The organism is Staphylococcus sp. TE8 (genome assembly GCF_000692055.1).
GTDB classification, from domain to species: domain Bacteria; phylum Bacillota; class Bacilli; order Staphylococcales; family Staphylococcaceae; genus Staphylococcus; species Staphylococcus capitis.
On record NZ_JMGB01000001.1, the window covers coordinates 393,891 to 419,914 of the forward strand.

24 protein-coding genes are annotated in these 26,024 nt (G+C 31.7%); 16 read left to right on the forward strand and 8 right to left on the reverse strand.

Features of this window, described 5'->3' with window-relative positions:
* Positions 1-256 precede the first annotated feature (256 nt).
* The 3 genes from yjbH to CM54_RS01980 form a co-directional block, all read right to left on the reverse strand.
* The gene (yjbH, locus tag CM54_RS01970) at positions 257-1,048 is read right to left on the reverse strand and encodes a protease adaptor protein YjbH (RefSeq protein ID WP_002433191.1); all 792 of its coding nucleotides are present in this window, start codon (positions 1,046-1,048) and stop codon (positions 257-259) included.
* Between the two features lie 16 nt (positions 1,049-1,064).
* Positions 1,065-1,436 carry a truncated hemoglobin YjbI gene (locus CM54_RS01975; RefSeq protein WP_155980149.1) on the reverse strand — a complete coding sequence of 124 codons (372 nt, stop codon included), beginning with the start codon at positions 1,434-1,436 and terminating at the stop codon, positions 1,065-1,067.
* 84 nt (positions 1,437-1,520) lie between these two features.
* Positions 1,521-2,108: a CYTH domain-containing protein gene (locus CM54_RS01980; protein WP_002433319.1), complete on the reverse strand. Its 588-nt coding sequence runs from the start codon at positions 2,106-2,108 to the stop codon at positions 1,521-1,523.
* A gap of 290 nt (positions 2,109-2,398) precedes the next feature.
* Between CM54_RS01980 and CM54_RS01985 the strand changes: the two genes are divergently transcribed.
* From CM54_RS01985 to fabI, 7 genes are all read left to right on the forward strand, one after another.
* A complete protein-coding gene (locus CM54_RS01985) occupies positions 2,399-2,746 on the forward strand; it encodes a hypothetical protein (RefSeq protein ID WP_002433336.1) in 348 nt (115 codons plus the stop codon).
* A gap of 16 nt (positions 2,747-2,762) precedes the next feature.
* Entirely contained in the window at positions 2,763-3,398 is a 636-nt protein-coding gene (locus CM54_RS01990) for a GTP pyrophosphokinase (RefSeq protein ID WP_002433078.1), read from the forward strand.
* A 13-nt stretch (positions 3,399-3,411) separates the two neighbouring features.
* Positions 3,412-4,221: an NAD kinase gene (locus CM54_RS01995; RefSeq protein ID WP_030065108.1), complete on the forward strand. Its 810-nt coding sequence runs from the start codon at positions 3,412-3,414 to the stop codon at positions 4,219-4,221.
* Positions 4,218-5,072 carry an RluA family pseudouridine synthase gene (locus CM54_RS02000; RefSeq protein WP_037548601.1) on the forward strand — a complete coding sequence of 285 codons (855 nt, stop codon included), beginning with the start codon at positions 4,218-4,220 and terminating at the stop codon, positions 5,070-5,072. The genes CM54_RS01995 and CM54_RS02000 overlap by 4 nt, the downstream gene beginning before the upstream one ends.
* 25 nt (positions 5,073-5,097) lie before the next feature.
* Positions 5,098-6,483, forward strand: coding sequence for a magnesium transporter (gene mgtE, locus CM54_RS02005; protein ID WP_037548603.1), 1,386 nt, complete (start codon positions 5,098-5,100; stop codon positions 6,481-6,483).
* 8 nt (positions 6,484-6,491) lie between these two features.
* Positions 6,492-8,336, forward strand: a complete 1,845-nt coding sequence (locus CM54_RS02010) for a monovalent cation:proton antiporter family protein (protein ID WP_037548605.1) — start codon at positions 6,492-6,494, stop codon at positions 8,334-8,336.
* A gap of 355 nt (positions 8,337-8,691) precedes the next feature.
* The gene (fabI, locus tag CM54_RS02015) at positions 8,692-9,462 is read left to right on the forward strand and encodes an enoyl-ACP reductase FabI (RefSeq protein WP_037548607.1); all 771 of its coding nucleotides are present in this window, start codon (positions 8,692-8,694) and stop codon (positions 9,460-9,462) included.
* A 181-nt stretch (positions 9,463-9,643) separates the two neighbouring features.
* On the opposite strand, the gene cozEa is transcribed toward fabI, so the two are convergent.
* On the reverse strand, positions 9,644-10,735 hold the full coding sequence (cozEa, locus tag CM54_RS02020; RefSeq protein ID WP_002433349.1) for a lipoteichoic acid biosynthesis protein CozEa: 1,092 nt from the start codon (positions 10,733-10,735) through the stop codon (positions 9,644-9,646).
* Between the two features lie 264 nt (positions 10,736-10,999).
* On the opposite strand from cozEa, the gene CM54_RS02025 reads away from it, so the two are divergent.
* Together CM54_RS02025 and CM54_RS02030 are read left to right on the forward strand one after the other, a co-directional pair.
* Complete coding sequence (locus tag CM54_RS02025; RefSeq protein ID WP_023350577.1) at positions 11,000-11,746, forward strand: esterase family protein; 747 nt, start codon at positions 11,000-11,002, stop codon at positions 11,744-11,746.
* Between the two features lie 159 nt (positions 11,747-11,905).
* A complete protein-coding gene (locus tag CM54_RS02030; protein WP_023350576.1) occupies positions 11,906-12,415 on the forward strand; it encodes a YjcG family protein in 510 nt (169 codons plus the stop codon).
* Between the two features lie 151 nt (positions 12,416-12,566).
* Here CM54_RS02030 and ltaA read toward each other — a convergent pair whose 3' ends face one another.
* Both ltaA and CM54_RS02040 read right to left on the reverse strand, forming a co-directional pair.
* Positions 12,567-13,757 carry a lipoteichoic acid biosynthesis MFS flippase LtaA gene (ltaA, locus tag CM54_RS02035; RefSeq protein WP_023350575.1) on the reverse strand — a complete coding sequence of 397 codons (1,191 nt, stop codon included), beginning with the start codon at positions 13,755-13,757 and terminating at the stop codon, positions 12,567-12,569.
* Complete coding sequence (locus tag CM54_RS02040; RefSeq protein ID WP_037548611.1) at positions 13,735-14,910, reverse strand: diglucosyl diacylglycerol synthase; 1,176 nt, start codon at positions 14,908-14,910, stop codon at positions 13,735-13,737. Before CM54_RS02040 ends, ltaA begins: the two co-directional genes overlap by 23 nt.
* Positions 14,911-15,448: 538 nt before the next feature.
* Here CM54_RS02040 and CM54_RS02045 point away from each other — a divergent pair.
* The 7 genes from CM54_RS02045 to CM54_RS02075 all read left to right on the forward strand — a co-directional run bounded on the left by CM54_RS02045 (position 15,449) and on the right by CM54_RS02075 (position 25,070).
* Positions 15,449-16,933, forward strand: a complete 1,485-nt coding sequence (locus tag CM54_RS02045; protein WP_037548613.1) for a UDP-N-acetylmuramoyl-L-alanyl-D-glutamate--L-lysine ligase — start codon at positions 15,449-15,451, stop codon at positions 16,931-16,933.
* Positions 16,923-17,162: a YueH family protein gene (locus CM54_RS02050; protein ID WP_030065122.1), complete on the forward strand. Its 240-nt coding sequence runs from the start codon at positions 16,923-16,925 to the stop codon at positions 17,160-17,162. The genes CM54_RS02045 and CM54_RS02050 overlap by 11 nt, the downstream gene beginning before the upstream one ends.
* Before the next feature lie 14 nt (positions 17,163-17,176).
* On the forward strand, positions 17,177-18,739 hold the full coding sequence (locus CM54_RS02055; protein WP_037548614.1) for a peptide chain release factor 3: 1,563 nt from the start codon (positions 17,177-17,179) through the stop codon (positions 18,737-18,739).
* Positions 18,740-19,056: 317 nt separating this feature from the next.
* Positions 19,057-19,857: a TerC family protein gene (locus CM54_RS02060; RefSeq protein WP_037548616.1), complete on the forward strand. Its 801-nt coding sequence runs from the start codon at positions 19,057-19,059 to the stop codon at positions 19,855-19,857.
* 215 nt (positions 19,858-20,072) lie between these two features.
* Positions 20,073-22,007 carry a S1C family serine protease gene (locus CM54_RS02065; protein ID WP_037548618.1) on the forward strand — a complete coding sequence of 645 codons (1,935 nt, stop codon included), beginning with the start codon at positions 20,073-20,075 and terminating at the stop codon, positions 22,005-22,007.
* Between the two features lie 17 nt (positions 22,008-22,024).
* On the forward strand, positions 22,025-23,383 hold the full coding sequence (locus CM54_RS02070; protein ID WP_037548620.1) for a TrkH family potassium uptake protein: 1,359 nt from the start codon (positions 22,025-22,027) through the stop codon (positions 23,381-23,383).
* Between the two features lie 178 nt (positions 23,384-23,561).
* The gene (locus tag CM54_RS02075; protein WP_002433217.1) at positions 23,562-25,070 is read left to right on the forward strand and encodes a bifunctional metallophosphatase/5'-nucleotidase; all 1,509 of its coding nucleotides are present in this window, start codon (positions 23,562-23,564) and stop codon (positions 25,068-25,070) included.
* A gap of 96 nt (positions 25,071-25,166) precedes the next feature.
* On the opposite strand, the gene CM54_RS02080 is transcribed toward CM54_RS02075, so the two are convergent.
* On the reverse strand, positions 25,167-25,769 hold the full coding sequence (locus CM54_RS02080) for a CPBP family glutamic-type intramembrane protease (protein ID WP_002433304.1): 603 nt from the start codon (positions 25,767-25,769) through the stop codon (positions 25,167-25,169).
* 5 nt (positions 25,770-25,774) lie between these two features.
* Entirely contained in the window at positions 25,775-25,960 is a 186-nt protein-coding gene (locus CM54_RS02085) for a YkvS family protein (RefSeq protein ID WP_002433441.1), read from the reverse strand.
* Between the last annotated feature and the right edge of the window lie 64 nt (positions 25,961-26,024).

A 26,024-nucleotide genomic window follows, 5' to 3' on the forward strand; every position in this document is an offset into this window, starting at 1 on the left:
CCGTGTTATATTATGAACATGAAATTAATCACATAACAAACATACCCCTTTGTTTGAAGTGAAAAATTTCTCCCATCCCCTTTGTTTAGCGTCGTGTAATCAGACACGGCGTTTTTTTATATTTAATTTTAAAATACTATTTTCTGATGTGTAAATTATGCAGTTCCTATACATAAAAGAGTATAAGATGATTTTCAATATAAATACTAAAAGACGGCTAGTTTTATTTTACTAGCCGTCTTTTTGCATTAAATTATTAAGGCATTTTTGATTTCCAAAAATCGCCTTCTGGATATTGTAATTTCTCAACTTTTTGTTGTAAGGAAAGTTTTTTTAATTCTTTATTAAGTAACTTTTCTGGCCACTCGTAAATAGTTAAAAGTTCTTCCATCGTTACTAATTGTTTCTTTTGAATGTACACTTCTAATTTAGGTGGGAGATTCTTCTCAATAGGTTTTCCCATTAATTCGTTAATGATGTAAGTATAGATATGATATGGGTATAAACCTTCAACTTTTAAACCTTCTTCTTGGACGTCTTCACTAAAGAAAACAAGAGAGGGCGCTTGCTCAATGTCCATTTCTCTAGCAATATGGAGATCTACCTTTAGGCTGTCAGTAAGCTTGCTCTTCTGTAAATCTTCCTTAAATACTTGATAATCAATACCTGCATTATTAATACAATCGCAAATCATATCTTCGGTAATGATATCGCGTTTAGGTATGATTTCATTTTGCATTAAATGAATAAATCTTTCAGCCCTCAAACGTCCTTGTAATTCAGCTGCTTTATATGCCAGAGCAATGTTATCGAAATCCGATGTACTTTGAGCCTGACACTTAGTTAAAACTTTCAAGGAAGGGTTTAAAATGTGTCTTACTCGGATATATTGATTATATTCAATTCTTAATTTTGATAATATAGCTGATAGCTTAAAACATTCTTTGCTAAAAGGATCAAAAAAAGAATAAATTTCTATTTTACTTACAGGTGATAGATTAGCATCTTCACGACTCTTGTTATCCAATATTCTTAATTCTTCAGCCATGTATTTTCACCTACAATTATTTTTCGGAATTTACCATGTGGTTTGCAGTTAAGCGTAATCTTTCAAATAAATACTCACCAAAACCTGCAGGGAAATTTGCATATTGAATCGCAGTATACATATTTTCTAACCATGCATCTCGCTCATATTCAGTAATTGTAAATTCCATATGTCTTTTTTTTAACATGGGGTGTCCATGTTCTTGAGTATATAAGTCAGGGCCACCAAGAAATTGAGTTAAAAACTGTTTCTGCTTTCGGCTTGTTTCATTAAAGTCCCCTGGAAATAAATAATTAATACGATTGTCTCTTTCGACTAGATAATAGAAATAGTCAATCATTTGATACAGAGCGTCTTGACCTACTAACTCATAAGGTGTTTTAGACATAATATCACCGTGTTCCATTAATATATATCTAATATAACATGAATTTTTACATTTGAAAGTAATTTGCCTTTTCTGAACATATTGCTATTTATCACTTGCTTTTTTCTTTTCTTCAAAGAATCTTTGTACTTTGTTTAAAGGTTTTTTATGTTTTATATCGAATTCCTGAAGTAATTGTTTAAACTTTTCATAACCTTCATCGTACGAACCAACTTCATATTCTAGTTCGTAGTCAACTTTATTTAGGTATTCACTTTTATCTAATACAAGTAATTCGTTTTGATATTGAGTTTCTATTCTATATGTTGTTAAATCCCCTAAAATAACTAATTCTTCGTCTAAAACATTAAATTGTTCTTCAATAATATTTCTTATATCATCTGGTAGTTTGGAGTTTGATATTGAATCATTCATCTTTGGTTTAATATCAGTTGTGTGGTTATACTCCATTAATCCAACTTCAGCAGGTACCTTCAAAGTCATTTCATATGTATTATCTTTAACTCTGATACGTAATGCTGAACGATGATCTTTAAGTTTAAAATCTATAGTATCAATATAATAATTAGTTTGGCTAAATGGTTTTTCATTTTTAAAATAAGTGTTAAAAATTTTATCGTACAAATCTTTGGTTAAGATTTGTTTGAACTCAATTTCATTATTTGTTGCCATTGTAAACACCTCAATCATTTACTTTTGTTCATATTTAAAGCATTTACAATTATGACGAATTTCTTCTATAAATTAAAGTAATTTAATAGCAAATTTAAGTTTGTGAAAAATTTTGTGAAGTCGTTTTAACTCTGAAAATTAACTTATAACGTATGTAGACTTCGGAATATATAAATTACTTGAAAGAAAATGAAAATCTGTAATTTAATCTAAGATTTCAATGCAAGTTGTGGCGTGTTTTGTAAGCGTATATTATGTTAAACTAGTATGGAATAAGGAGGAAGACAGGCATGCGTATTTATATAAATGAAATTAAAGTTAAAGATGATGGCATTTATTGCTTCTCAGAGGACCCAACAGATGGTCTAGAGGAAGTTGGACAAATGCTTGTTGATAGTGATAATTATGGATTCGCATATCTATTAGATGACGGTGAATCGTATTCTTATCTAATCTTTGTGCAAGAGACATGGTCACTGTTACATGAAAATAGAGATAAGAAGATTATCATCAATAACGATTTAGAATTGAAACATTTCCAAGAAGAACTAGATTACATATTAGAAAATATTGAAGGAAATAATAACTATGGTAAGGAGTTTGTTTCAGCTGTTGAAAAAACTTTCGAACTAGAGTGAAGCGGAGTGAAACAAAATGAACCAGTGGGATCAATTTTTAACACCTTATAAACAAGCGGTAGATGAATTAAAGGTAAAACTTAAAGGTTTGCGTAAGCAATATGAAGTAGGTGAACACACGTCACCTATCGAGTTTGTTACAGGAAGAGTTAAACCTATATCAAGTGTTATCGATAAGGCAAATAAAAGAGGTATTCCGTTCGACCGCTTACATGAAGAAATGTATGACATTGCTGGATTAAGAATGATGTGCCAGTTCGTGGATGATATTGATATTGTTGTTAATATATTAAGGCAACGAAGAGACTTCAAAGTCGTAGAAGAACGAGATTATATCCGTAATACTAAAGAAAGTGGCTATCGTTCCTATCATGTAATTATTAAATATCCTATTGAAACATTAAACGGACAAAAACATATTCTAGCTGAGATTCAAATAAGAACATTAGCTATGAATTTCTGGGCTACAATAGAACATACTCTTCGTTATAAATACGATGGAGACTATCCTGATGAAATACAACATCGTTTGGAAAGAGCAGCAGAAGCAGCATATTTATTAGATGAAGAAATGTCTGAAATAAAAGATGAAATTCAAGAGGCACAGAAGTATTATACTCAGAAACGTGCGAAGAAACATGAAAATGACTAATGAGGTGTAGATGATGCGTTATACAATCCTAACTAAAGGTGATTCGAAATCGAATGCATTAAAGCATAAAATGATTAATCATATGAAGGATTTTCAAATGGTAGAGGATAGTGAAAATCCTGAAATTGTCATATCTGTTGGTGGTGATGGAACGTTACTACAGGCATTTCATCAATATAGTCATATGTTATCAAAAGTCGCCTTTGTAGGGATTCACACCGGTCATTTAGGTTTTTATGCAGACTGGTTACCTCATGAAGTTGAGAAGTTGATTATTGAAATAAATAATACTGAATTTCAAGTGATAGAATATCCATTATTAGAACTAATTGTGAGGTATAACGACAATGGATATGAAACACGATATCTTGCTTTAAATGAAGCTACAATGAAAACAGAAAATGGTTCAACATTAGTTGTGGACGTTAATATACGTGGAAAACATTTTGAGCGATTTAGGGGAGATGGATTATGTATATCAACACCGTCCGGTTCAACTGCTTACAATAAAGCCTTAGGTGGAGCGCTTATACATCCATCATTAGAAGCGATGCAAATTGCTGAAATAGCTTCTATTAATAATAGGGTGTTTAGAACAGTAGGATCTCCTTTAGTTCTACCTAAACATCATACTTGTTTAATTACGCCTGTTAATCATGACACGATTAGGACAACTATTGATCACGTAAGTATTAAACATAAAAATGTAAATGCCATTCAATTTAGAGTAGCAAATGAAAAAGTAAGGTTTGCTAGATTTCGACCATTTCCTTTTTGGAAAAGAGTTCATGATTCATTCATATCAAGTGATGATGAAAGATGATTTTCAAATATGTTATCGAGAAATCAGAAACTGTTAAATCTTTCTTACAAAGAAATGATTACTCTAAAAAGACGATTAGCGCCATTAAACAAAATGGCGCTTTATCTGTAAATGGACGTTCTGTAACAGTTAGAAAAGAGATGGCTATCGGAGATTACTTTGAAGTTCATATGCCAATTGAAACACCGAGTTCAAATTTGTTACCTTATCCAAAACCTTTAGATATCGTATACGAAGATGAATTTATACTTATAGTTAATAAACCTCAATTACAAAACTGTGCACCTTCAAGGGAACATCCTCATGAGAGTTTAGTAGAGCAAGTATTAGCTTATTTGATGAATAAAGATGAGCAGACAAATCCGCACATTGTTACTAGATTAGATCGTAATACATCAGGGCTCGTCTTATTTGCCAAGTTTGGACACATTCAGCATTTATTTTCAAAGGTGAAATTTGAAAAAGAATATATATGTTTAGCTTATGGTCGTACTCAATCTGAAGGTGTTATAGAAGCACCAATTGCTAGAGACAACGAAAGTATTATTACAAGAAAAGTCTCTGACAAAGGAAAATATGCTAAGACTAGTTATTACACTATCGCTCAAAATAATAACTTGAGTTTATGTAAAGTGAAACTTCATACAGGACGAACCCATCAAATCAGAGTTCATTTCCAATTTATGGGTCACCCAATAGTAGGAGATGATTTATATGGTGGCATACATCGTCTAGTTGAGGGGCAAAGTTTACAATGTTGTTCACTTAAGTTCGTTCATCCCATAAAACATAATAAAATCACAATAAATGTTGATTACAAACAATTAATTCAATTATTTAACGTGCTATAATAAATATGCTTTGGAGGTGTGAATATTGTCTAACGACACAGAGATTAAAGATAAAGTGCGCGAAGACGTATATGATGAAGAATTATTAAATAGATTATTAGATGGAAATGACATCGACCAATTTAGAGATGAATTTTTAGCAATGCATAATTACGATCAAAGTGAATACTTTGAAGACACGGATGATAATAATAGACAAAAAATATTTGAATTCTTATCACCTAAAGAAGTTGCTAATTTCTTTGATCAATTAGATATTGATGATGAAGATTACGAAGAACTTTTCGATAAAATTAATGCCAATTATGCAAGTCATGTATTAGAGGAAATGTCTTATGATAACTCAGTTGATATTTTAAATAAATTATCAAAATCTAAAGTCGCTAGCTTACTAACATTAATGGATAAAGATGAAGCTAATGAAATAAAAGCTTTATTACATTACGAAGAAGATACAGCTGGCGGTATCATGACAACGGAATATATCTCATTAAAATCCACAACACCAGTGAAAGAAGCATTAATGCATGTAAAAGAACAAGCACCTGATGCTGAAACGATTTATGTTATTTTCGCTGTTAATGAAGCGGGACAACTGGTAGGAGTTTTCTCTTTAAGAGATTTGATAACTGCTGAAAGTGATTCTTATATCGAAGATGTGATGAGCGAACGTGTCATTAGTGTGAATGTGGCTGATGACCAAGAAGATGTTGCTCAGGTCATAAGAGATTATGATTTTATTGCAGTACCAGTTGTTGATTATCAGAACCACCTATTAGGTATCATTACTATTGATGATATTTTAGACGTAATGGATGAAGAGGCAAGTGAAGACTACTCTCGTTTAGCCGGTGTATCTGATATTGACTCTACAAGTGATTCAGTTATCAAAACAGCCAGTAAACGACTTCCTTGGCTAATTGTCTTAACTTTCTTAGGAATGATTACTGCTACTATTTTAGGAAGTTTTGAAGATACATTATCTCAAGTCGCTTTATTAGCTGCGTTTATTCCAATTATTAGTGGTATGTCTGGTAATTCAGGTACTCAATCCTTAGCCGTTTCTGTACGTAATATTTCTACTGGTGAAATTAATGAACAAAGTAAATTTAAAATAGCTTTAAGAGAAGCTGGAAGTGGATTTTTATCTGGTTTAGTTTGTTCAGTGGTACTATTCTTAATTATTGTAGTTATATATAGACAACCTTTATTAGCACTAATAGTTGGAGGCAGCCTTACATGTGCAATGACTGTCGGAACATTAGTTGGCTCTATGATTCCATTAATCATGAATAAATTTAAAATTGACCCAGCAGTTGCAAGTGGTCCTTTCATTACTACTATAAATGATATTGTAAGTATGTTAATTTACTTCGGTTTAGCAACATCATTTATGTCATATTTAACTTAGGAGGTCGCATGGAGTTTTTATCATTAGTTATCGTAGTTGTTGCTGCATTTTTAACTCCTATTATCGTTAACCGACTTAACATTAATTTTCTGCCTGTTGTAGTGGCAGAAATCTTAATGGGTATTATCATAGGTCATTCTTTCCTTAATATTGTGGAAAGAGATTCTGTATTAAACATATTATCTACTTTAGGCTTTATATTTTTAATGTTTTTAAGTGGATTGGAAATTGATTTTAAAGCATTTAAAAAAGATTCACGTTCTAGACAAGGAAAGAATAAACAAGAAAAGAATTTACCAAGTCATTTAAATTTAGCTTTGACTGTATTTGGTTTTATCATGTTGATTTCTATCATCTTGGCTTACGCTTTTAAATGGTTAGGTTTAGTAGATGATGTATTATTAATGGTCATCATTATATCAACTATTTCTTTAGGCGTTGTCGTACCAACACTTAAAGAAATGAATATCATGCGTACAACAATAGGTCAATTTATACTTTTAGTTGCAGTTTTAGCTGATCTTGTAACGATGCTTTTATTAACTGTTTATGGCGCTATTAATGGCCATGGAGGCAGTACGATATGGTTAACTGGCATACTCATAGTATTTACAATTATTTTCTACATACTCGGTGGCGTATTTAAACGCATGTCATTTTTACAAAAGTTAATGGATGGCACAACTCAAATTGGGATTCGTGCAGTTTTTGCATTAATAATTTTATTAGTAGCACTTGCTGAAGGTGTAGGTGCAGAGTATATTCTAGGTGCATTCCTAGCCGGTGTTGTTGTCTCATTATTAAATCCCGATGAAGAAATGGTGGAAAAATTAGATTCATTTGGATATGGATTCTTTATTCCAATATTCTTTATTATGGTGGGTGTAGATCTCAATATACCATCTTTAATTAAAGAACCATCTCTGCTCTTAATTATTCCAGTGCTCATCATAGCTTTTGTAGTGTCAAAGCTTATCCCAGTTTTATTTATAAAACGTTGGTTTGATACTAAAACGACGATTGCTTCAGCATTTTTATTAACTTCAACTTTATCTTTAGTCATAGCGGCTGCGAAAATCGCAGAACAACTTAAAACGATTTCAGCTGAGACCTCAGGTATATTAATTTTAAGTGCGGTCATTACTTGTGTATTTGTGCCTATCGTTTTTAAAAAGTTGTTCCCAATACCCAATGAGGTTAATCGTCGAATTGAAGTGAGTTTAATTGGTAAGAATCAGTTAACTATTCCGATTGCTCAAAATTTAACATCACAGTTGTATAATATTTCGTTATATTACCGTAAGGATTTAAGTGATAGCAGAAAATTATCTGACGAAATTACAATGGTAGAAATTGCCGATTATGAAGAGAATTTATTAGCTCGTTTAGGTTTATTCGAAAAAGACATCGTAGTATGCGCAACTAATGATGATGAAATTAATAGGAATGTAGCATTAATGGCAAAGAAATACGGTGTCGACCGTGTGATTTGTAGATTAGAAAGCTCTAATGAAGACGCGGAAATTAAAGCGCAAGGCATTGAGGTGTTTAGTAACTATCTAAGTAATAAAATTTTACTAAAAGGTTTGATCGAAACTCCAAATATGCTAAACCTTTTAAGCAATGTAGAAACATCTCTTTACGAAATTCAAATGTTAAATCATCATTATGAAAATATACAACTGCGTAATTTCCCGTTTGGAGGCGACATCATATTCGTACGAATAGTACGTAATAATGAATCATTAGTACCTCATGGTGATACACAACTACGTTATAAAGATCGTCTTATTGTGACTGGTTCGAAAGAATACGTTGATGAACTTAAACAAGAATTAGAATTCTATTATTAAAACTACAGCTTTAAATATCTTTAAGGTGGAAGTTAGAAAACAAACATTAGTATTAACGCCTATAATTGGATTTTAAACCAATCCAATTGTAGGCTTAATTATTATTAATACAGTTTCGATAATTTATTGCGTTATTAGGAGTGTAGAACTTGAGTTACAAACTTCTCGATTTTCTATATTCTTATGTTTGTTTATCATAGAATAAACCACATTGTCTGAACATTAATCAAGGTCTAAAATACTTTATTATCAGGTACTAAAAGTGTTAAACTAATTATGGTAGAAGGGTTATTTAAGAAACAATTTTATAACCGTTGAAAAAAGAATTGATTTTTTATTAAGGAGTTATACTGTAATGTTAAATTTAGAGAACAAAACATATGTCATCATGGGTATTGCAAACAAACGTAGTATCGGATTTGGTGTAGCTAAGGTATTAGACAAATTAGGTGCAAAGTTAGTATTTACATATCGTAAAGATCGCAGCCGTAAAGAATTAGAAAAATTATTAGAACAATTAAATCAATCTGAACATTATTTATATCAAATTGACGTACAAAGTGATGAAGATGTTATTAACGGTTTCGCTAAAATAGGCGAAGAAGTAGGAAATATTGACGGCGTTTATCATTCAATTGCGTTTGCTAATATGGAAGACTTAAGAGGACGCTTCAATGAAACTTCACGTGACGGCTTCTTACTTGCACAAGATATTAGTTCTTATTCTTTAACAATCGTTGCGCATGAAGCTAAAAAGCTTATGCCAGAAGGTGGAAGTATCGTTGCAACAACTTATCTTGGTGGTGAGTTTGCTGTTCAAAACTACAACGTCATGGGTGTTGCTAAAGCAAGCTTAGAAGCAAATGTTAAATATTTAGCACTTGATTTAGGTGAAGATAATATTCGTGTGAATGCTATTTCTGCAGGACCAATTCGTACTCTAAGCGCGAAGGGTGTAGGTGGCTTCAATACAATCTTTAAAGAGATTGAAGAACGTGCGCCATTAAAACGAAACGTTGATCAAGAAGAAGTAGGTAAAACAGCAGCTTACTTATTAAGTGATTTATCAAGCGGTGTAACTGGTGAAAATATCCATGTTGACAGTGGATTCCACGCAATTAAATAACAATGCATAATATTTGAAGCGGTTGAGTAATTGACTCAATCGCTTTTTAATATTGCTTATTAACGATACATCAAGTATGTCGTTGTTAAATTGAAGTGTTAGTGATATAGCATTAGTAGGTTTAGACGTTTTCAATAAAAAACATCACTTACTCGAAATAAGTAAGCGATGTTGAAACTGTTTATTTAATATCTTTAACGTCACTGTTAGCTTTATCAATAATTCTTTGACGATATTTAAAGATGTTGCTAACTAATGTTTTAATTACTGCATATAATGGAACAGCTATTAGAATTAATGTAAATCCACCTAAATCTCCTGCAGCTAAGATAACAACAATAATTGTAAGTGGGTGAATACTTAATGATTTACCCATAACATTAGGAGTAATTACGTTTCCTTCAAGTTGTTGTGCTATTAATGTTACAACACAAACCCATATAAATGTTGTTGGGCCTTCAATGATGCCAAGAATAGCCGCGGGTGTAAATGAGAGCCATGGACCTAGGAAAGGAATTAAATTTGCCACACCTGCAAATAATACAAGTAATGGTGTGTATGGTAATCCAATGATTGTATAACCGATGTAAAGAATAATACCTAGAATCACACTGACTGTTACTTGACCTTGAATATATGATTTTAAAGTGAAGTTTAAATCTTTTAATAAATCTACGATGAATACTTTTCGTTCACCTTTAAAAAATTTCCCTATAGCTGGAATAAATTTCTCATGATCTTTCAACATATAAATTAAGAAGAAAGGTACCATGATTAATAAGAAAACTGTTGAAATGAATGATGTAATGTAAGTGACTGAGTTAGATAAAACTGATGTTGCGCCATCACCTACAGATCTAACAGCCTTATTAATACGATGAGTCACATCATCAGGTAATTTGTCCATTTGTTTTAAAGAGAAATTAATAATATGTTCAGCTTCTTTTTGTAACGCTGGTGTCTGTTTAATTAAATTATTAATATTCGAAATAATAATCGGTGCGATAAATGATACCACAATTGCTATAATTGCAATTAACCCGATAAATATCGTTAAAATACTAGCCCAACGTGGAAATCCCCATCTTTCCAAAATATTTTGAAAAGGTAAACATATGTAAAATAGAAAACCACTGATTAGGAATGGAAGGAATACAGAGCCGATAATCGTCGCAATAGGTGTAAATACTTCATGTACTTCCATAAATAGTTTGATGAGTATGAACAGCATGATAATAAATATGCCGGTTCTAAACCAAACTTTATTTAACATAAACCTCTTTCCTCCTATAGTAATACTTTTATTTATTCTTAATAAGTATATCTTAAAACCATATCTTAAAAAAGGGAAAATACTTTATAAATCATAGTTAAAGGCGGTATGAAACAGCTTTCGCTTAATTTTTTTAAAAGGTTCTCCATATCTTGAAAATTAGTAATAAGATACTGAGGATTCTGCTTAAAATCATTTTAGAGAATTTAAATGTGTTGCAAGTCTTGGTACAATGATAATACTACTACGAGGGGGCATACGCATATGACAGAGTTTAACGCTGGAAAAATAAATAAAAAAGTAATACACAGTGACATTCTAGATAGAGATGTGACACTCTCCATTTATTTACCTGAAGAATATACTGAGTTGTTTAAGTATCAAGTTATTATATGCTTTGATGGATTAGATTTCTTAAGATTCGGTAGAATTCAACGTACATACGAACAGTTGAGAAAGGATAATTCTATTCAAAGAGCAATTATCGTCGGCTTCCATTATGAAGATGTTGATAAACGACGAGAAGAGTTTCATCCATCAGGCAGTCGCTCACATTTGACAGTTCAAGCAATTGGTAAAGAAATATTACCTTTTATTGATTCTACTTTTCCAACTTATAAAGTAGGTAATGCTCGATTGTTAATTGGAGATAGTTTGGCTGGTAGTATCGCTTTAATGACTGCTCTAACATATCCAACTATATTTAGTCAGGCAGCAATGCTAAGCCCAATGTATGATGATAATGTAAAACAAAAAGTAGTTAATTGTGATAATAGAAATCAACTTACACTATGGCACGCAATTGGCTTAGAAGAGGAAGACTTCACATTACCTACAAATGGTAAACGTGCTAATTTTCTTACGCCTAACCGTGAATTAGCTGACCTTATTAAAGATTATGATGTTGATTATTACTATACTGAGTTCGAGGGTGGGCATAGTTGGAAATCATGGAAACCATTATTAGGAGATATTCTTGAATATTTCTTAAGTGATGTCATTCCAGATTAAGCGTTCTCCCTAATATTTATACTCTATGAGTGAAGGGCTATAAATATAAATCTTACTAAATATAGATATTTCAGAAATGTAATTGTTTTCACTTTAAAAGTAACGGTTTTCAAAAAATTTTGATATAATGGAAATATGTTAAACAAAGGAGGAATTTAAATGATTCTAGGATTAGCATTAGTTCCGTCTAAGTCATTCCAAGAAGAGGTGAATGCTTATCGTAAACGCTATGATACGCATTATGCACAAATCATGCCTCATATAACAATTAAATCTCAATTTGAAATTGATGATAATGAATTAGATTCTATTAAAGAAGAAGTAAAAAAACGTATTAGTGACATTCAACCAGTTGATGTTCATGCAACGAAAGCTTCAAGTTTTGCACCAACAACTAATGTTATTTACTTCAAAGTAGCTAAAACTGATTCTTTAGAAAAACTTTTTGATCAATTCAATACTGACGAGTTTTATGGTAAGGCTGAACATCCATTTGTTCCGCACTTTACAATTGCACAAGGCTTATCAAGTCAAGAATTTGAAGATATCTATGGTCAAGTAAAATTAGCAGGGGTAGACCATAAAGAGACAATTAACGAACTTTCTTTATTACAATATAGTGAAGAAGACGATAAATGGACAGTAGTAGAAACATTTGAGTTAGGATAATTAATATAAATGATTGGATGAATTGTACAGGGGTGTCGATTCATCCTTTTTTGTAGCAGATTTTTATGTTTTATCTCAAATGAAAAAAAGAAGTATATTAAGCCAAAGAAAAGCCTATCAATGAAAATTCATCAATAGGCTTCGAAATACTTTATTTCCTTTTTTGTCTACTACTTATAAAGTAATAACCATAGAATACAGCTAAAGATAGGAAAATCATAGCTGAGAAGTAAAATGTATTATTTAAATTATTTGTAAATTGAGTGATTAATCCACCAACTAATGGTCCAATCATAGATCCAAATCCTTGAACACTATTAAATACGCCCCAAGTTTCTTCTTGTTCTTCGGGATTAATATGACCAGCCATAAAAGTATTCCACGCTGGTAAAAGTATTCCATACATTAATCCAATAAAGAGACCTATTACCCAAACTAAGTAGATATTAGTTAACAATGATAAAGCAAATATTAATAACGTATATAATATGAAACCACCAAAGATAATGGTATACATAAATCCACGGCTATTATTATCAATAATCTTTGATAAGAACAACATTGAAAATGCACAACCAATACCACCTATAATGATTGCAATAGTGTATTCAACGGTAGAAACTTTGATTACTTTTGTAGCGTATTTAGGAAGTATAGGCACTAATGCTGAAATTGCTGCACCTTGTAGTAATATCCCAGGAAATAATACGAGATGTCGTTTTGTAACATCAACGATTTGTTTAAGCTGTTCTGAGACAGGTTTCGTATTATAATTCGTTAATTGTATATTAACAAAGTAATATAATACCCATGCGATAAGAACTACGAGAGACATCATGAAAGCAAAGTGAGTAGGGTGTACTTTGATTAACAAGTTCATTACGACCATGCCGACTAATAAACCTAGTAACCATGAGAAGTATACATACCCCATTTGCTTACCACGATTATTCTCTTCAACACTTGATAACATGATGACCCATATCGGACTAACGGCTATTCCTAGCATAATAGAACTAAATATGATTACGAATGGTGATGCTGGGAACCAGATGACTAGAAACAAACTTACAAATGCGAGTAAAAAGCCTGCAGTTAAAACAATCTTTGCACCAAATTTCTTAAGTAAAAATCCGATAACAAAATTTGTTGCTGCATCAGCTATAAAATGTATAGAAAATGCAAATGAAGTAATTGCGATTGCAATCGACGTCACTGTTGGCAAGAAGTTAATATAGCTAAGTATGTACATGCCTCGTGCAAATTCCATTAAGAATAAAATTACTAACATAATAACAAAATTTTTGTTATTGGAGTAATTATTTAACGAAGAATCTTGCATATAAAGGAACCTTTCCGTAGATTTCTTCTGGTTGAGATGAGTGACCAATTAAATCTAATAAATCTCTACATAGCTTCTGAGTAGAATAACTTACTTTTGATAATCGCATTTGATTTGTCATAGCTTCTAGTCTGTCTTCATGGTTTGTTAAATGAGATACGATATCGATGGCTTCATTTGGTGTGTCAGCAATTTTACCGAACCCTTTATCTTCGAAATAATGAGCATTTTCAAGTTCTTGACCAGGTGCTGGATTTAAGAAAATCATTGGAATGCAACGTGTGAGTCCTTCAGAAATTGTAATCCCACCTGGTTTAGTAATCATTAATTGACTTGAAGCCATCCATTCATTCATATAGTTGGTATAACCCAAAATTAAAACGTTTGGATTATGTTTGAATTTTGCTTTTAAAGAGCGTTTCAGTTCTTTACTACGTCCGCATATCATCACTATTTGAGAGTGAGGACTTTTTTCTAAGATTTCATTAATCATATAATCGAAACCTTTAGAAACTCCAAATGCACCTGCTGACATTAAGATAGTTGGTTTGTTTGGATCTAAATGATGCTTAGACAACCAAGCTTCTTTATCAATGGAGTCTTCAAACTTATCAGCAATAGGGATTCCAGTTACTTTTATATGAGAAGCTGGCACGCCTGCTTCAACGAAATCATCTTTAGTATCCTCTGTAGCAACGTAATATCTTTGAGAATCTGGGGTAATCCAATTTTTATGCATGCGATAATCTGTCATAACAGTTGCAATTGGAATATTAATATTAAATTGCTCAGTAAGTACTGACATGACAGGTGTAGGGAATGTTAAAAGTATTAAATCTGGTTTCTCTTTTATGAGTAAGTTGATTAATTTATTTAATCCATAATATTTATAAAAACATTTATCAAGCTCGTTAGGGCGGCTATAATAAAAACGTTTATACATATTTCTAAAATATTTAAAGCTATTGATATACCATTTTTTACAAATAGAAGTCATAATTGGGTGAGCTTCCATAAATAAATCATGTTGTATTACTGATAAATGATCTAAATTCATTTCATTCAATTGGCTGACAATACTTTGTGTGACTTGCATATGACCGTTACCAAATGATCCAGTAATAATCAATATCTTTTTATTTTGAGTAACCATTTATAGCCACCCTCCATTAATTTTTAAAATTTATAATAAGTGTAACGTATTTTCATACATTATAAAAGGAATTAAGCGACATGAAGTTGTCGCTTCTTAGCATGATAAATACAGTGCGCAACACATTTCAAATTCGTGAATTAACTATGTAAACTAAGTAATTTAAATTTTTATTTATGCATTATACCACACTCATCTTCAAAATAAATTTTTAATTACTCAATCTAAACTTCGTACTAACGCAAAATAAACTTATTAAAAACTTTATATTTTCTTAATCTACTTTCATACTAGCATTAATTAAGGGAAATGTATTGGGATGATTGGGGCTATAGAAATATTTTTAAGATATTTTTACTTAAGCTTAATAAAAATTGACTTAATTTTACATTGAAGAATATTTTTAATTAAATTTTTACCTCCTATTAAATATAGAAGGACTTTATTTTAATAACGAACCTCAATAAATAAGAATAAATTTATCAACACTAGTAAAATGTGTATAATAGAATTATTGTAAAAAAAGGAGCGATACATTTTGAATGCGAGTGCGTTGTTCGAGAAAATAAGAGTAAAAAATGTAATTGGAACACTAGATAAAAATGTAGATGATATTACTACTGATTCACGTACAGCTAAAGAAGGAAGTATTTTCGTAGCATCTAAAGGATATACGGTAGATAGTCATAAATTTTGTCAAAATGTAATTGAACAAGGTTGTAGTATTGTAGTGGTAAACAGGGAACTTGAACTTAATGGGGAAGTGACTCAAGTTGTTGTTCCAGATACATTAAGAGTAGCTAGTTTACTAGCACATACGTTATTTGATTTTCCAAGTCATCAGTTGACTACATATGGTGTCACGGGGACTAACGGAAAAACATCAATTGCAACAATGATTCATCTCATTTATAGAAAATTAAATAAAAATAGTGCCTATTTAGGTACCAATGGATTCCAAATCAATGAAACAAAGACTAAAGGTGCCAACACAACGCCTGAAACAGTTTCATTAACTAAAAAGATTAAAGAAGCAGTTGATGCTGATGCCGAAGCTATGACAATGGAAGTATCGAGTCATGGTTTATCACTTGGTCGGTTAAGAGGTGTAGAATTTGATGTTGCGATTTTCTCAAATCTAACACAAGATCACTTAGATTTTCACGGCACTATGGAAGCATACGGCCACGCAAAATCATTATTATTTAGCCAACTTGGTGAAGATTTAGCTAAAGAAAAATACGTCGTACTTAATAATGACGATGATTTCTCTCATTATTTAGCAAGTGTGACACCTTATGAAGTGTTTACATATGGCATAGATAACGAAGCTCAATTTATGGCTAAGAATATTGATGAATCGTTACAGGGTGTGGAGTTTGATTTCAGCACACCATTTGGAGATTATCGAGTTAAATCACCCTATGTAGGTCGATTCAATATCTCTAATATTATGGCTGCTATCATTGCAGTTTGGAGTAAAGGCGCTTCTATGGAAGAAATTATTAATGCGGTAACTTCTCTTGAACCCGTAGAAGGACGATTAGAGGTACTCGATCCTTCATTACCAATTGATTTAATTATTGATTACGCTCATACAGCAGATGGTATGAATAAATTGATTGACGCAGTGAAACCTTTCGTTAAACAGAAATTGATTTTCTTAGTTGGTATGGCTGGAGAAAGAGACATGACTAAAACACCTGAGATGGGTAGCGTAGCATGTCGTGCAGATTATGTTATCTTTACTCCTGATAATCCTGCAAATGACGATCCTAAAATGCTTACAGCTGAGTTAGCTAAAGGTGCAACTCATGATAATTATGTCGAATTTGATGATCGCGCTGAAGGCATTAAACATGCAATAGATGTTGCTGAACCTGGAGATACAGTAGTATTAGCATCTAAAGGAAGAGAACCTTATCAAATTATGCCTGGCCATGTGAAAGTTCCTCATAGAGATGATTTAATTGGATTAGAAGCTGCTTATAAGAAATTCGGCGGTGGACCTGTTGAAGATTAAGCAACTTCAGTATAATGAACTAATAATAAATATTTATTTCTATCAAAATAGCGATAGAGGCGTTATGTTGATAGCGATTCCTGACTTATTTTGGTCTGTAGAACTGCCCCTCGACTTAACTGTTAATGATTTACATGATGAATTATTAATGCAATTTTTTAATTTTTATACTGAAAATGAAGCCGATGCACTTGCACGTGACATTTGTGATTGGATAGCAACAAACTAAAAGGAGAATGATGAATGAATTTAAAGGAAGAAGTAGAGTCAAGAAAAACATTTGCCATCATCTCGCATCCGGATGCTGGTAAAACTACCTTAACTGAAAAATTATTATACTTCAGTGGAGCGATTAGAGAAGCTGGTACTGTTAAAGGTAAGAAAACAGGGAAATTCGCTACAAGTGACTGGATGAAAGTAGAACAAGAACGTGGTATTTCTGTAACTAGTTCAGTTATGCAATTTGATTATGATGATTATAAAATTAACATTTTAGATACACCAGGACACGAAGACTTCTCTGAAGATACGTACCGTACTCTTATGGCAGTAGATAGTGCTGTCATGGTCATTGACTGCGCAAAAGGTATTGAACCTCAAACTTTAAAACTTTTCAAAGTATGTAAAATGAGAGGTATTCCTATATTTACGTTCATCAATAAACTTGACCGAGTTGGTAAAGAACCATTTGAATTGTTAGATGAAATTGAAGAAACATTAAATATTGAAACGTATCCAATGAACTGGCCTGTGGGTATGGGTCAAAATTTCTTCGGTATTATAGATAGAGCGACTAAAACTATTGAGCCATTTAGAGATGAAGAAAATCTATTACATCTCAATGATGATTACGAATTAGAAGAAGATCATGATATTAAAAATGATAGTGCCTTTGAACAAGCTATTGAAGAAATGATGCTTGTGGAAGAAGCGGGCGAAGAATTTGATAATGATGCGTTACTAAACGGTGAGCTCACACCAGTTTTCTTTGGTTCAGCTTTAGCTAACTTTGGTGTTCAAAACTTCTTAAACGCTTATGTTGACCACGCACCGATGCCTAACGCTCGTCAAACAAATGAAGATGTTGAAGTAAGTCCATTTGATACAGACTTCTCAGGATTTATTTTCAAAATACAAGCGAATATGGATCCTAAACACAGAGACCGAATTGCGTTTATGCGTGTTGTAAGTGGTGCCTTTGAACGTGGTATGGATGTAACATTACAGAGAACAAGTAAGAAACAAAAAATAACACGTTCTACTTCATTCATGGCGGATGATAAAGAAACTGTTAACCACGCTGTAGCTGGTGATATTATTGGTTTATACGATACAGGTAATTATCAAATAGGGGACACACTTGTCGGTGCTAAGCAAAAATATAGTTTCCAAGATTTACCTCAATTTACGCCTGAAATCTTTATGAAAGTTTCAGCTAAAAACGTGATGAAACAAAAACATTTCCATAAAGGTATTGAACAACTTGTACAAGAAGGTGCAATCCAATATTATAAAACGCTACACACCAATCAAATTATTCTTGGTGCTGTAGGTCAATTACAATTTGAAGTGTTCGAGCACCGTATGAAGAATGAATACAATGTTGATGTAGTAATGGAACCAGTTGGAAGAAAAATCGCGCGTTGGATAGAAAATGAAGAAGATATTAAAGATAGTATGAACACTTCACGTTCTATATTAGTGAAAGACCGCTATGACAACTTTGTCTTCTTATTTGAAAATGAATTTGCTACTCGTTGGTTTGAAGAGAAATTCCCTGATATTAAGTTATATAGTTTATTATAAGTTTTGAGTTTAACTTTATTGACAACGGGGTATTCTTTAAGAACATATTAAACGAAGTAGATACGATTTAGATTGTGTTACTTGTACAATCTATGTATACTATTATTAACAAATGAATACCTATGACGACTTTGTCAGAGGGGAGTAACTAGAGGATAGTAGAACTTTAATTATTAGCAACTACTATTTAACACTTTATCGTCATTACGAAGGTAAGTCTTCCGGTAAAGTGGGCAATACAATTGCTTAGTGAGACCTTTGCTATTATTTAGCATAGGTCTCTTTATTTGTATTTTTTAATAAAGGAGTTGTCCACTATGGATCCAAGTTTGATTTTACCTTATTTATGGGTACTCTTAGTGCTTGTGTTCTTAGAAGGTTTATTAGCAGCTGATAACGCAATAGTTATGGCTGTAATGGTAAAACACTTACCACCAGAACAACGTAAGAAGGCATTGTTTTATGGTTTATTAGGAGCATTTATATTTAGATTTATAGCCTTATTCTTAATTAGTATTATTGCGAACTTCTGGTGGATTCAAGCTGCAGGTGCAATCTATTTAATCTATATGTCTATCAAGAATTTGTGGGATTTCTTCCATAAATCAGAAGAAGAGCATCATAAAGACTCAGGTGATGATCATCACTATGGTGATTCAGGAAATGAAAAGAAAGTTGGGCCTAAAGCATTTTGGGGCACAGTTTTCAAAGTAGAATTTGCAGATATTGCTTTTGCTATTGATTCAATGTTAGCTGCTTTAGCTATAGCAGTGACATTACCTAAGATGGGGATTCACTTCGGTGGAATGGACTTAGGTCAATTTATAGTAATGTTCTTAGGTGGCATGATTGGTGTCATTCTTATGAGATTTGCTGCAAATTGGTTCGTTGAATTATTAAATAAATATCCAGGTTTAGAGGGAGCAGCCTTTGCCATCGTTGGTTGGGTTGGTATTAAATTAGTTGTAATGGTTCTTGCGCATCCAGATATTGGCGTTTTACCAGAAGAATTCCCTCATGGTGCTTTATGGCAATCCATTTTCTGGGCAGTGCTTATTTTACTAGTGATTATAGGATGGTTTACTTCCGTCATTAAAAACAAAAAGAAGAATAAATAGTTTATTATTTAAACATTGCTCCACTCATCTAACCTTTTGAGTGGAGTTTATTTTTAACTTTGTTATATTGAACATTGCAGTTTTATAGTTAAAATATTAAAATTTAAACTATAATCAAACTCGATAATACTGTATTGAAAACCTTAGAAATAACTAAAATTTAATAATTTTTACATATTTAACTAATATAAGTGAATATAGGAGTGGGTCATCAATTGGATAATGATAAAAAACAAGTCATACCCCGTAGTCAGTATCGTCGAAAGCGACGTGAATATTTTCATAATGAAGAAAGAGAAGAACGTATTAAACGTGAACGAGAAGCTCTAAAACAGCAAGTTGCTAAAGAAAAACAACAATCCAAGGTTAATGAAGAACGCGTTAAAGATAATTTACGTAAAGCAAGAATTGAGAAATTAACTCAAGAAGAAATTCAACAACAACACGAAATAGCAAATCAAAGGCAAAAAAATAGACATGAAGAGACCAATCAAACAGATGCATTAAAACCTTCTTCAATGAGCAAAAAATCTTCTAATTCTAAAGAATTAAGTGATCACACTCAAACACATTTAACTTCAGAGGATAGACCACGAAGTGAAGTTGAAGATGAACAAGTAAATCATAATCATAAAGAAACAAGAGTGCCATATTCTATCACTAACCAACCGAAGGACTTAGAGGGTGAAGACAAAACCGCTAAAATCGCTAAAGAAAATGATGACATCATTCAACCAGAAGAGTCTAGTATAAATGAAACATCCGATAAAAAAGAGGTTAACACTGAAGATAATGATTATGAGAACAATAATCAGATAGAAACTTCTAATAATATAACAGATAAGAGAAAAAATAATGATAAGTGTCATTTAGATTCTGAACAAAACAAAGAAAAGCCATATTCATCTATAAATCAACATTCAGATGATAAGGAAAATGATGATGACAAAGGTAATGATAAATATTCAAAGAAAGATTCTGTAAAAACAAGTAATAAAAATGATAATTTTGAATACATCAAGAATGCAATAATTGCTTTCTTTAAAGAACACTGGCCAAAACTTTTAATTATCATAGGTATTATCTTATTATTACTTATATTAAATGCTATATTTACAACAGTTAATAAAAATGATCATACTAATGATAGTGCTTTTAATGGAAATGACAAGAATTATACAACTACAATGAAAAACGCTAATAACTCTGTCAAATCAGTAGTAACTGTTCAAAACAATGTATCTAATAATACTACTATTCCTAAAAGTAAATCAGGTTCAGATAATGAAATTGGTTCGGGTGTCGTCTACAAAAAAGTAGGCGACTCTATTTATATTTTAACGAATGCTCACGTAGTCGGAGATAAAGATAAACAGAAAGTTACATATAATAATAATAAGTCTGTTGAAGGAAAAGTGGTTGGCAAAGACAAATGGTCTGATATTGCTGTTGTAAAAGCTAAGTTATCAGATGAAAGTATGAAACCAATAACTTTAGGTGATTCAAATAACTTAGTATTAGGAGAATCAATATTAGTAGTTGGTAATCCTTTAGGAGTAGATTTCAAAGGTAGTGTTTCTAAAGGGATTATCTCAGGTTTAGATCGTCATGTACCTGTGGATATAGACAAAGACAACAGTTATGATGTGTTGATGAAAGCATTTCAAGTTGATGCCCCAGTTAATCCAGGTAACTCTGGAGGAGCTGTAGTTGATAAAGATGGTAGACTTATAGGTATTATTTCGTTGAAGATAGATATGGAAAATGTAGAGGGTATGGCCTTTGCAATTCCGATTAATGATGTACGTAAAATAGCACAACAATTAGAAGACAATGGAAAAGTGCAATATCCTAACACTGGTATAAAAATAAAAAATGTAGCAGATATTTCAAGTGAAGAACGAGAGGAAGCCAACCTTCCATCAAGTGTTAACAATGGTGTGCTTGTTAATGATGTTAAAGAAAATAGCTTAGGTGAAAAATCAGGGTTGAAAAAAGATGATGTAATAGTAGAATTAGATGGTAAAACCGTTGAAGATAATTTACGCTATAGACAAATTATTTTTAGCCATAGAGATGATTTAAAAAATTTAACAGCTAAAATCTATAGAAATGGTACAGAAAAAACTATTCAAATTAAACTGAAATAAACGTTGAGGTGAAATTTATGTCTATATTAAGTCAATTACTTAAGAAATCAAGTCCTCAACAAGGGATTGTTCTTTATTATCTCTTTGCCATTGTGGTTGCATTTCTATTATTAAATTTACCTTTTGTACATAAACATGGAGTTGATGTTAATCCTATAGATACATTATTTGTTGCGGTTTCTGGAATTAGTGTGACAGGATTAACACCAGTAAATATAGTTGATACTTATTCTACCTTTGGACAAATAATCATTTTGATTATTTTAAATATCGGTGGAATAGGTGTCATGGCTATCGGTACATTACTCTGGGTAGTGTTGGGTAAGCACATTGGTATAAGAGAACGACAACTTATCATGTTAGATAATAATAAAGACACGATGAGTGGTACTGTAAAATTGATTTTAGAGATTGTAAGAACAATATTTGTAATTGAACTTGTAGGCGCATTATTATTAGCATTTTACTTTTATCGAGATAATCCTGATTTAAAACACGCTTTTATGCAAGGTGTGTTTGTATCGGTTTCTGCTACAACAAATGGTGGTTTAGATATAACGGGAGAATCTCTTGTGCCATATACAAAAGATTATTTTGTTCAAACAATAGTTATGTTTCTAATTGTTTTAGGTTCGATTGGATTTCCGGTTCTTCTCGAACTTAAAGCATACATAAAAAATAGAGTAACTAATTTTAGATTCTCATTATTCACTAAAATAACAACGTCTACATATCTATTTTTATTTGTATTCGGTGTACTATCTATATTGTTATTAGAACATAACCATGCCTTCAAGGGGTTGAGTTGGCATCAAGCTCTATTTGATTCATTATTCCAGTCTGCGACTACACGTAGTGCTGGTTTACAAACAATTGATGTGTCACATTTCAGTGATGCCACAAATATTATAATGAGCATATTAATGTTTATTGGGTCCTCTCCAAGTTCGGTTGGTGGAGGTATCCGTACAACGACTTTTGCTATTCTTATTCTTTTTATTATTAATTTTAATAATACTGCTGATAAAACAGGTATCAAAGCCTTTAATAGAGAAATTCATATTATGGATATTCAACGTTCCTTTGCGGTATTTACAATGGCATCAATTCTAACTTTTGTAAGTATGATTATTATTGCTGCTACTGAACAAGGTAAATTGACATTTATTCAAATCTTTTTTGAGGTAATGTCAGCATTCGGTACGTGTGGCTTAAGTTTAGGTGCAACTGATAATATTAGTAATTTAACTAAAATTGTACTAATGATTCTGATGTTTATCGGACGAGTCGGCTTGATATCATTTATTATTATTTTAGCTGGACGTAAAGAACCTGATAAATTTAGCTATCCTAAAGAACGGATTCAAATAGGATAATTTTTATAAAATACTTCTGGTAAATGAATACTATTTATCAGAAGTGTTTTTATGTTTAGATAAGTTTTTATTATTTATTGTGATTTGTTTTCCAAAGGCATGATTTGAATTACTTTTATATTAATTACACTACAAGATATTTACATGTTAAACTTACTTTAATGAGAGGAGTGGCTAGATGGAAAAAAATGAAAATATTACTGTAGATGTGATTGCAACCTCAGATATGCATAGTCACTTCTTAAACGGGGACTATGGATCAAATATCTACAGAGCAGGCACATATGTCAAAGATGCTCGTAAACAAAATAAGCATGTTATTTTACTTGATAGTGGAGGTAGCTTAGCAGGTTCGTTAGCGGCATTTTATTATGCGGTAGTAGCTCCTTATAAGCGTCACCCTATGATTAAATTAATGAATGCTATGCAATACGATGCTAGTGGGATAAGCCCTAATGAATTTAAATTTGGTTTGTCATTCTTAACGCGTTCAGTTGCGTTAGCCCGTTTTCCTTGGTTATCAGCAAATATAGAGTACACAGTGACGCGTGAGCCATATTTTTCAACACCATATACAATTAAAAATTATGATGATTTAAAGATAGCTATTGTCGGATTAACAGCTGATGGTTTAATGAAAAATGAATATGCTGAAATGGAAGATGATGTCAGTATTGAAAAGACGCTTCTCTCAGCTAAGCGTTGGATTAGATATATTCATGAAGTTGAGGAGCCAGATTTTCTTATAGTTATTTATCATGGTGGTCTTAATAAAATTAGTAATAAGAGTAAACGAAACGAAAGAAATGCGAATGAAGCTGAAAAAATTATGGAAGAATTAGGTGTCATCGACTTAATTATTACAGCTCATCAACATCAAACTATTGTTGGTAAAGATCATGAAACAGTTTATGTACAAGCAGGTCAAAATGCTGAAGAGTTAGTACATTTATCAATTCATTTTAAAAAGCGAACGAGTTCATATGAAATAGAGAATATTAAATCAAAAGTGATAGATTTAAATGACTATAATGAAGATCAAGATTTACTAAATGAGACGCATTATGATCGTAAAGCTGTCGAGTACTGGGCAGATGAAATTATATCTAATAACAAATTTAATCTAACTATTGATAGTATTGAAGACATTATTTGTCAGCCACATCCATTTGCTCAATTACTTCATGATGGTATCAAAGCTGCGTATGATTATAAAATCTCATGTGTGCACCTACCTATAAACGGAGAGGAAGGACTAGGTGGAGTTATTCGCAATAGGGATTTATATGAGGCATATCCACATCCAGACAAACCTGTTGATCTAACGGTAAGAGGGAAAAACATAAAAGATATTCTAGAGTATGGCTATTCCCATATAGAATTCGAACAAGGAAAATTAAGTTTAACAATTATTGATGAAACGTTGTTTACATTCTGGCAAGGTATTAATTATACAGTCGATATGAAACAACAGCCATACCACAGAGTTAAAATAGATAATATAGATGAGAATCAAATGTATCGAATCACCATGACAGATTATTGTTATAGAAATTACAAAGATTACTTGAAAGATGCGATTGTTCATGAAACTCATGATGAAACAATGGGGGGACTGATTAGAAATAATCTGAAAAATGCAGATTACAATGTTAAAGTAATGAATAATTTTAAAGTTAATCTCTAATTTGTCTCTCAATATATAACAACGTTATGATTAATAAAATTACTTCAACAAAAAAAGCATTTCTTAACCCGCAAGAGAAGGGTTAAGAAATGCTTTTTATCCATGAAATATTAATAACAATATTATAGCAACAATTTGTGCTATTGAAGTAGTTGCTATTCGTCTAGTATATTCATAACTTAATGATAAAATGATTTGAGTTACAAAGATAAAGAATACAATCCACCAATTATCAAGGTAGATAAATAGTGAACTTGAACAGATTGCAACTATTAATATGCTTACCCATTTAGGTAAGTTGAAACGAATTAATTCTTTTTGTAAAACAGTTCTCATATATAACTCATGACACGGAATTACGAATATTAACGTAATGAGCATTTGCCATTTGAAATAAACACCTGTTCTTGATAATTCTTTGATTAATGATGCGTACGATAATTCTGATGAAATAAGTGAAAAAATGAGTTGTACGATTATAAGTACAATACTAGTGATTATACCAATTCCAATTGAAGTTAATAATCGTTTAGATGCAATGTCTCTTTGATAAAAAACATAACTTATTCCTGCTATTAGCATAATGCCAGTGTATAAGTACCAGTACTCTTGGTGTTCACCCCACATCACAAATAAAATTGCGTGAAAGACGATGAAGCTTATAATAAACCAAATTAAAGCTTTAGAAACATTTTTCATTATAATTAACCTTCTTGTTCAACGATTTTATATCGCTTATGATTAATGACAGTTTTCTCAGGTAAATCTAATTCATTAAAGTTTTCCATAATTGTTAAGTCTACAATAACAGAATTGTCATTAATTTTCTCTACACGGCCTCTTAAACCGTCATAAAATTCTACAATATTACCTACTTCTGCAACAGTCATAATGACTCCTCCCTTAAATCATAGCTAGATAATATTGTACTAAAATTTACATAACAAATAAACT

Coding starts and splice junctions, on each gene's coding strand:
- yjbH (WP_002433191.1), bottom strand. CDS start 1,048: ATGGCTGAAGAATTAAGAATATTGGATAACAAGAGTCGTGAAGATGCT.
- CM54_RS01975 (WP_155980149.1), bottom strand. CDS start 1,436: ATGTCTAAAACACCTTATGAGTTAGTAGGTCAAGACGCTCTGTATCAA.
- CM54_RS01980 (WP_002433319.1), bottom strand. CDS start 2,108: ATGGCAACAAATAATGAAATTGAGTTCAAACAAATCTTAACCAAAGAT.
- CM54_RS01985 (WP_002433336.1), top strand. CDS start 2,399: ATGCGTATTTATATAAATGAAATTAAAGTTAAAGATGATGGCATTTAT.
- CM54_RS01990 (WP_002433078.1), top strand. CDS start 2,763: ATGAACCAGTGGGATCAATTTTTAACACCTTATAAACAAGCGGTAGAT.
- CM54_RS01995 (WP_030065108.1), top strand. CDS start 3,412: ATGCGTTATACAATCCTAACTAAAGGTGATTCGAAATCGAATGCATTA.
- CM54_RS02000 (WP_037548601.1), top strand. CDS start 4,218: ATGATTTTCAAATATGTTATCGAGAAATCAGAAACTGTTAAATCTTTC.
- CM54_RS02010 (WP_037548605.1), top strand. CDS start 6,492: ATGGAGTTTTTATCATTAGTTATCGTAGTTGTTGCTGCATTTTTAACT.
- fabI (WP_037548607.1), top strand. CDS start 8,692: ATGTTAAATTTAGAGAACAAAACATATGTCATCATGGGTATTGCAAAC.
- cozEa (WP_002433349.1), bottom strand. CDS start 10,735: ATGTTAAATAAAGTTTGGTTTAGAACCGGCATATTTATTATCATGCTG.
- CM54_RS02025 (WP_023350577.1), top strand. CDS start 11,000: ATGACAGAGTTTAACGCTGGAAAAATAAATAAAAAAGTAATACACAGT.
- CM54_RS02030 (WP_023350576.1), top strand. CDS start 11,906: ATGATTCTAGGATTAGCATTAGTTCCGTCTAAGTCATTCCAAGAAGAG.
- ltaA (WP_023350575.1), bottom strand. CDS start 13,757: ATGCAAGATTCTTCGTTAAATAATTACTCCAATAACAAAAATTTTGTT.
- CM54_RS02040 (WP_037548611.1), bottom strand. CDS start 14,910: ATGGTTACTCAAAATAAAAAGATATTGATTATTACTGGATCATTTGGT.
- CM54_RS02055 (WP_037548614.1), top strand. CDS start 17,177: ATGAATTTAAAGGAAGAAGTAGAGTCAAGAAAAACATTTGCCATCATC.
- CM54_RS02060 (WP_037548616.1), top strand. CDS start 19,057: ATGGATCCAAGTTTGATTTTACCTTATTTATGGGTACTCTTAGTGCTT.
- CM54_RS02070 (WP_037548620.1), top strand. CDS start 22,025: ATGTCTATATTAAGTCAATTACTTAAGAAATCAAGTCCTCAACAAGGG.
- CM54_RS02075 (WP_002433217.1), top strand. CDS start 23,562: ATGGAAAAAAATGAAAATATTACTGTAGATGTGATTGCAACCTCAGAT.
- CM54_RS02080 (WP_002433304.1), bottom strand. CDS start 25,769: ATGAAAAATGTTTCTAAAGCTTTAATTTGGTTTATTATAAGCTTCATC.
- CM54_RS02085 (WP_002433441.1), bottom strand. CDS start 25,960: ATGACTGTTGCAGAAGTAGGTAATATTGTAGAATTTTATGACGGTTTA.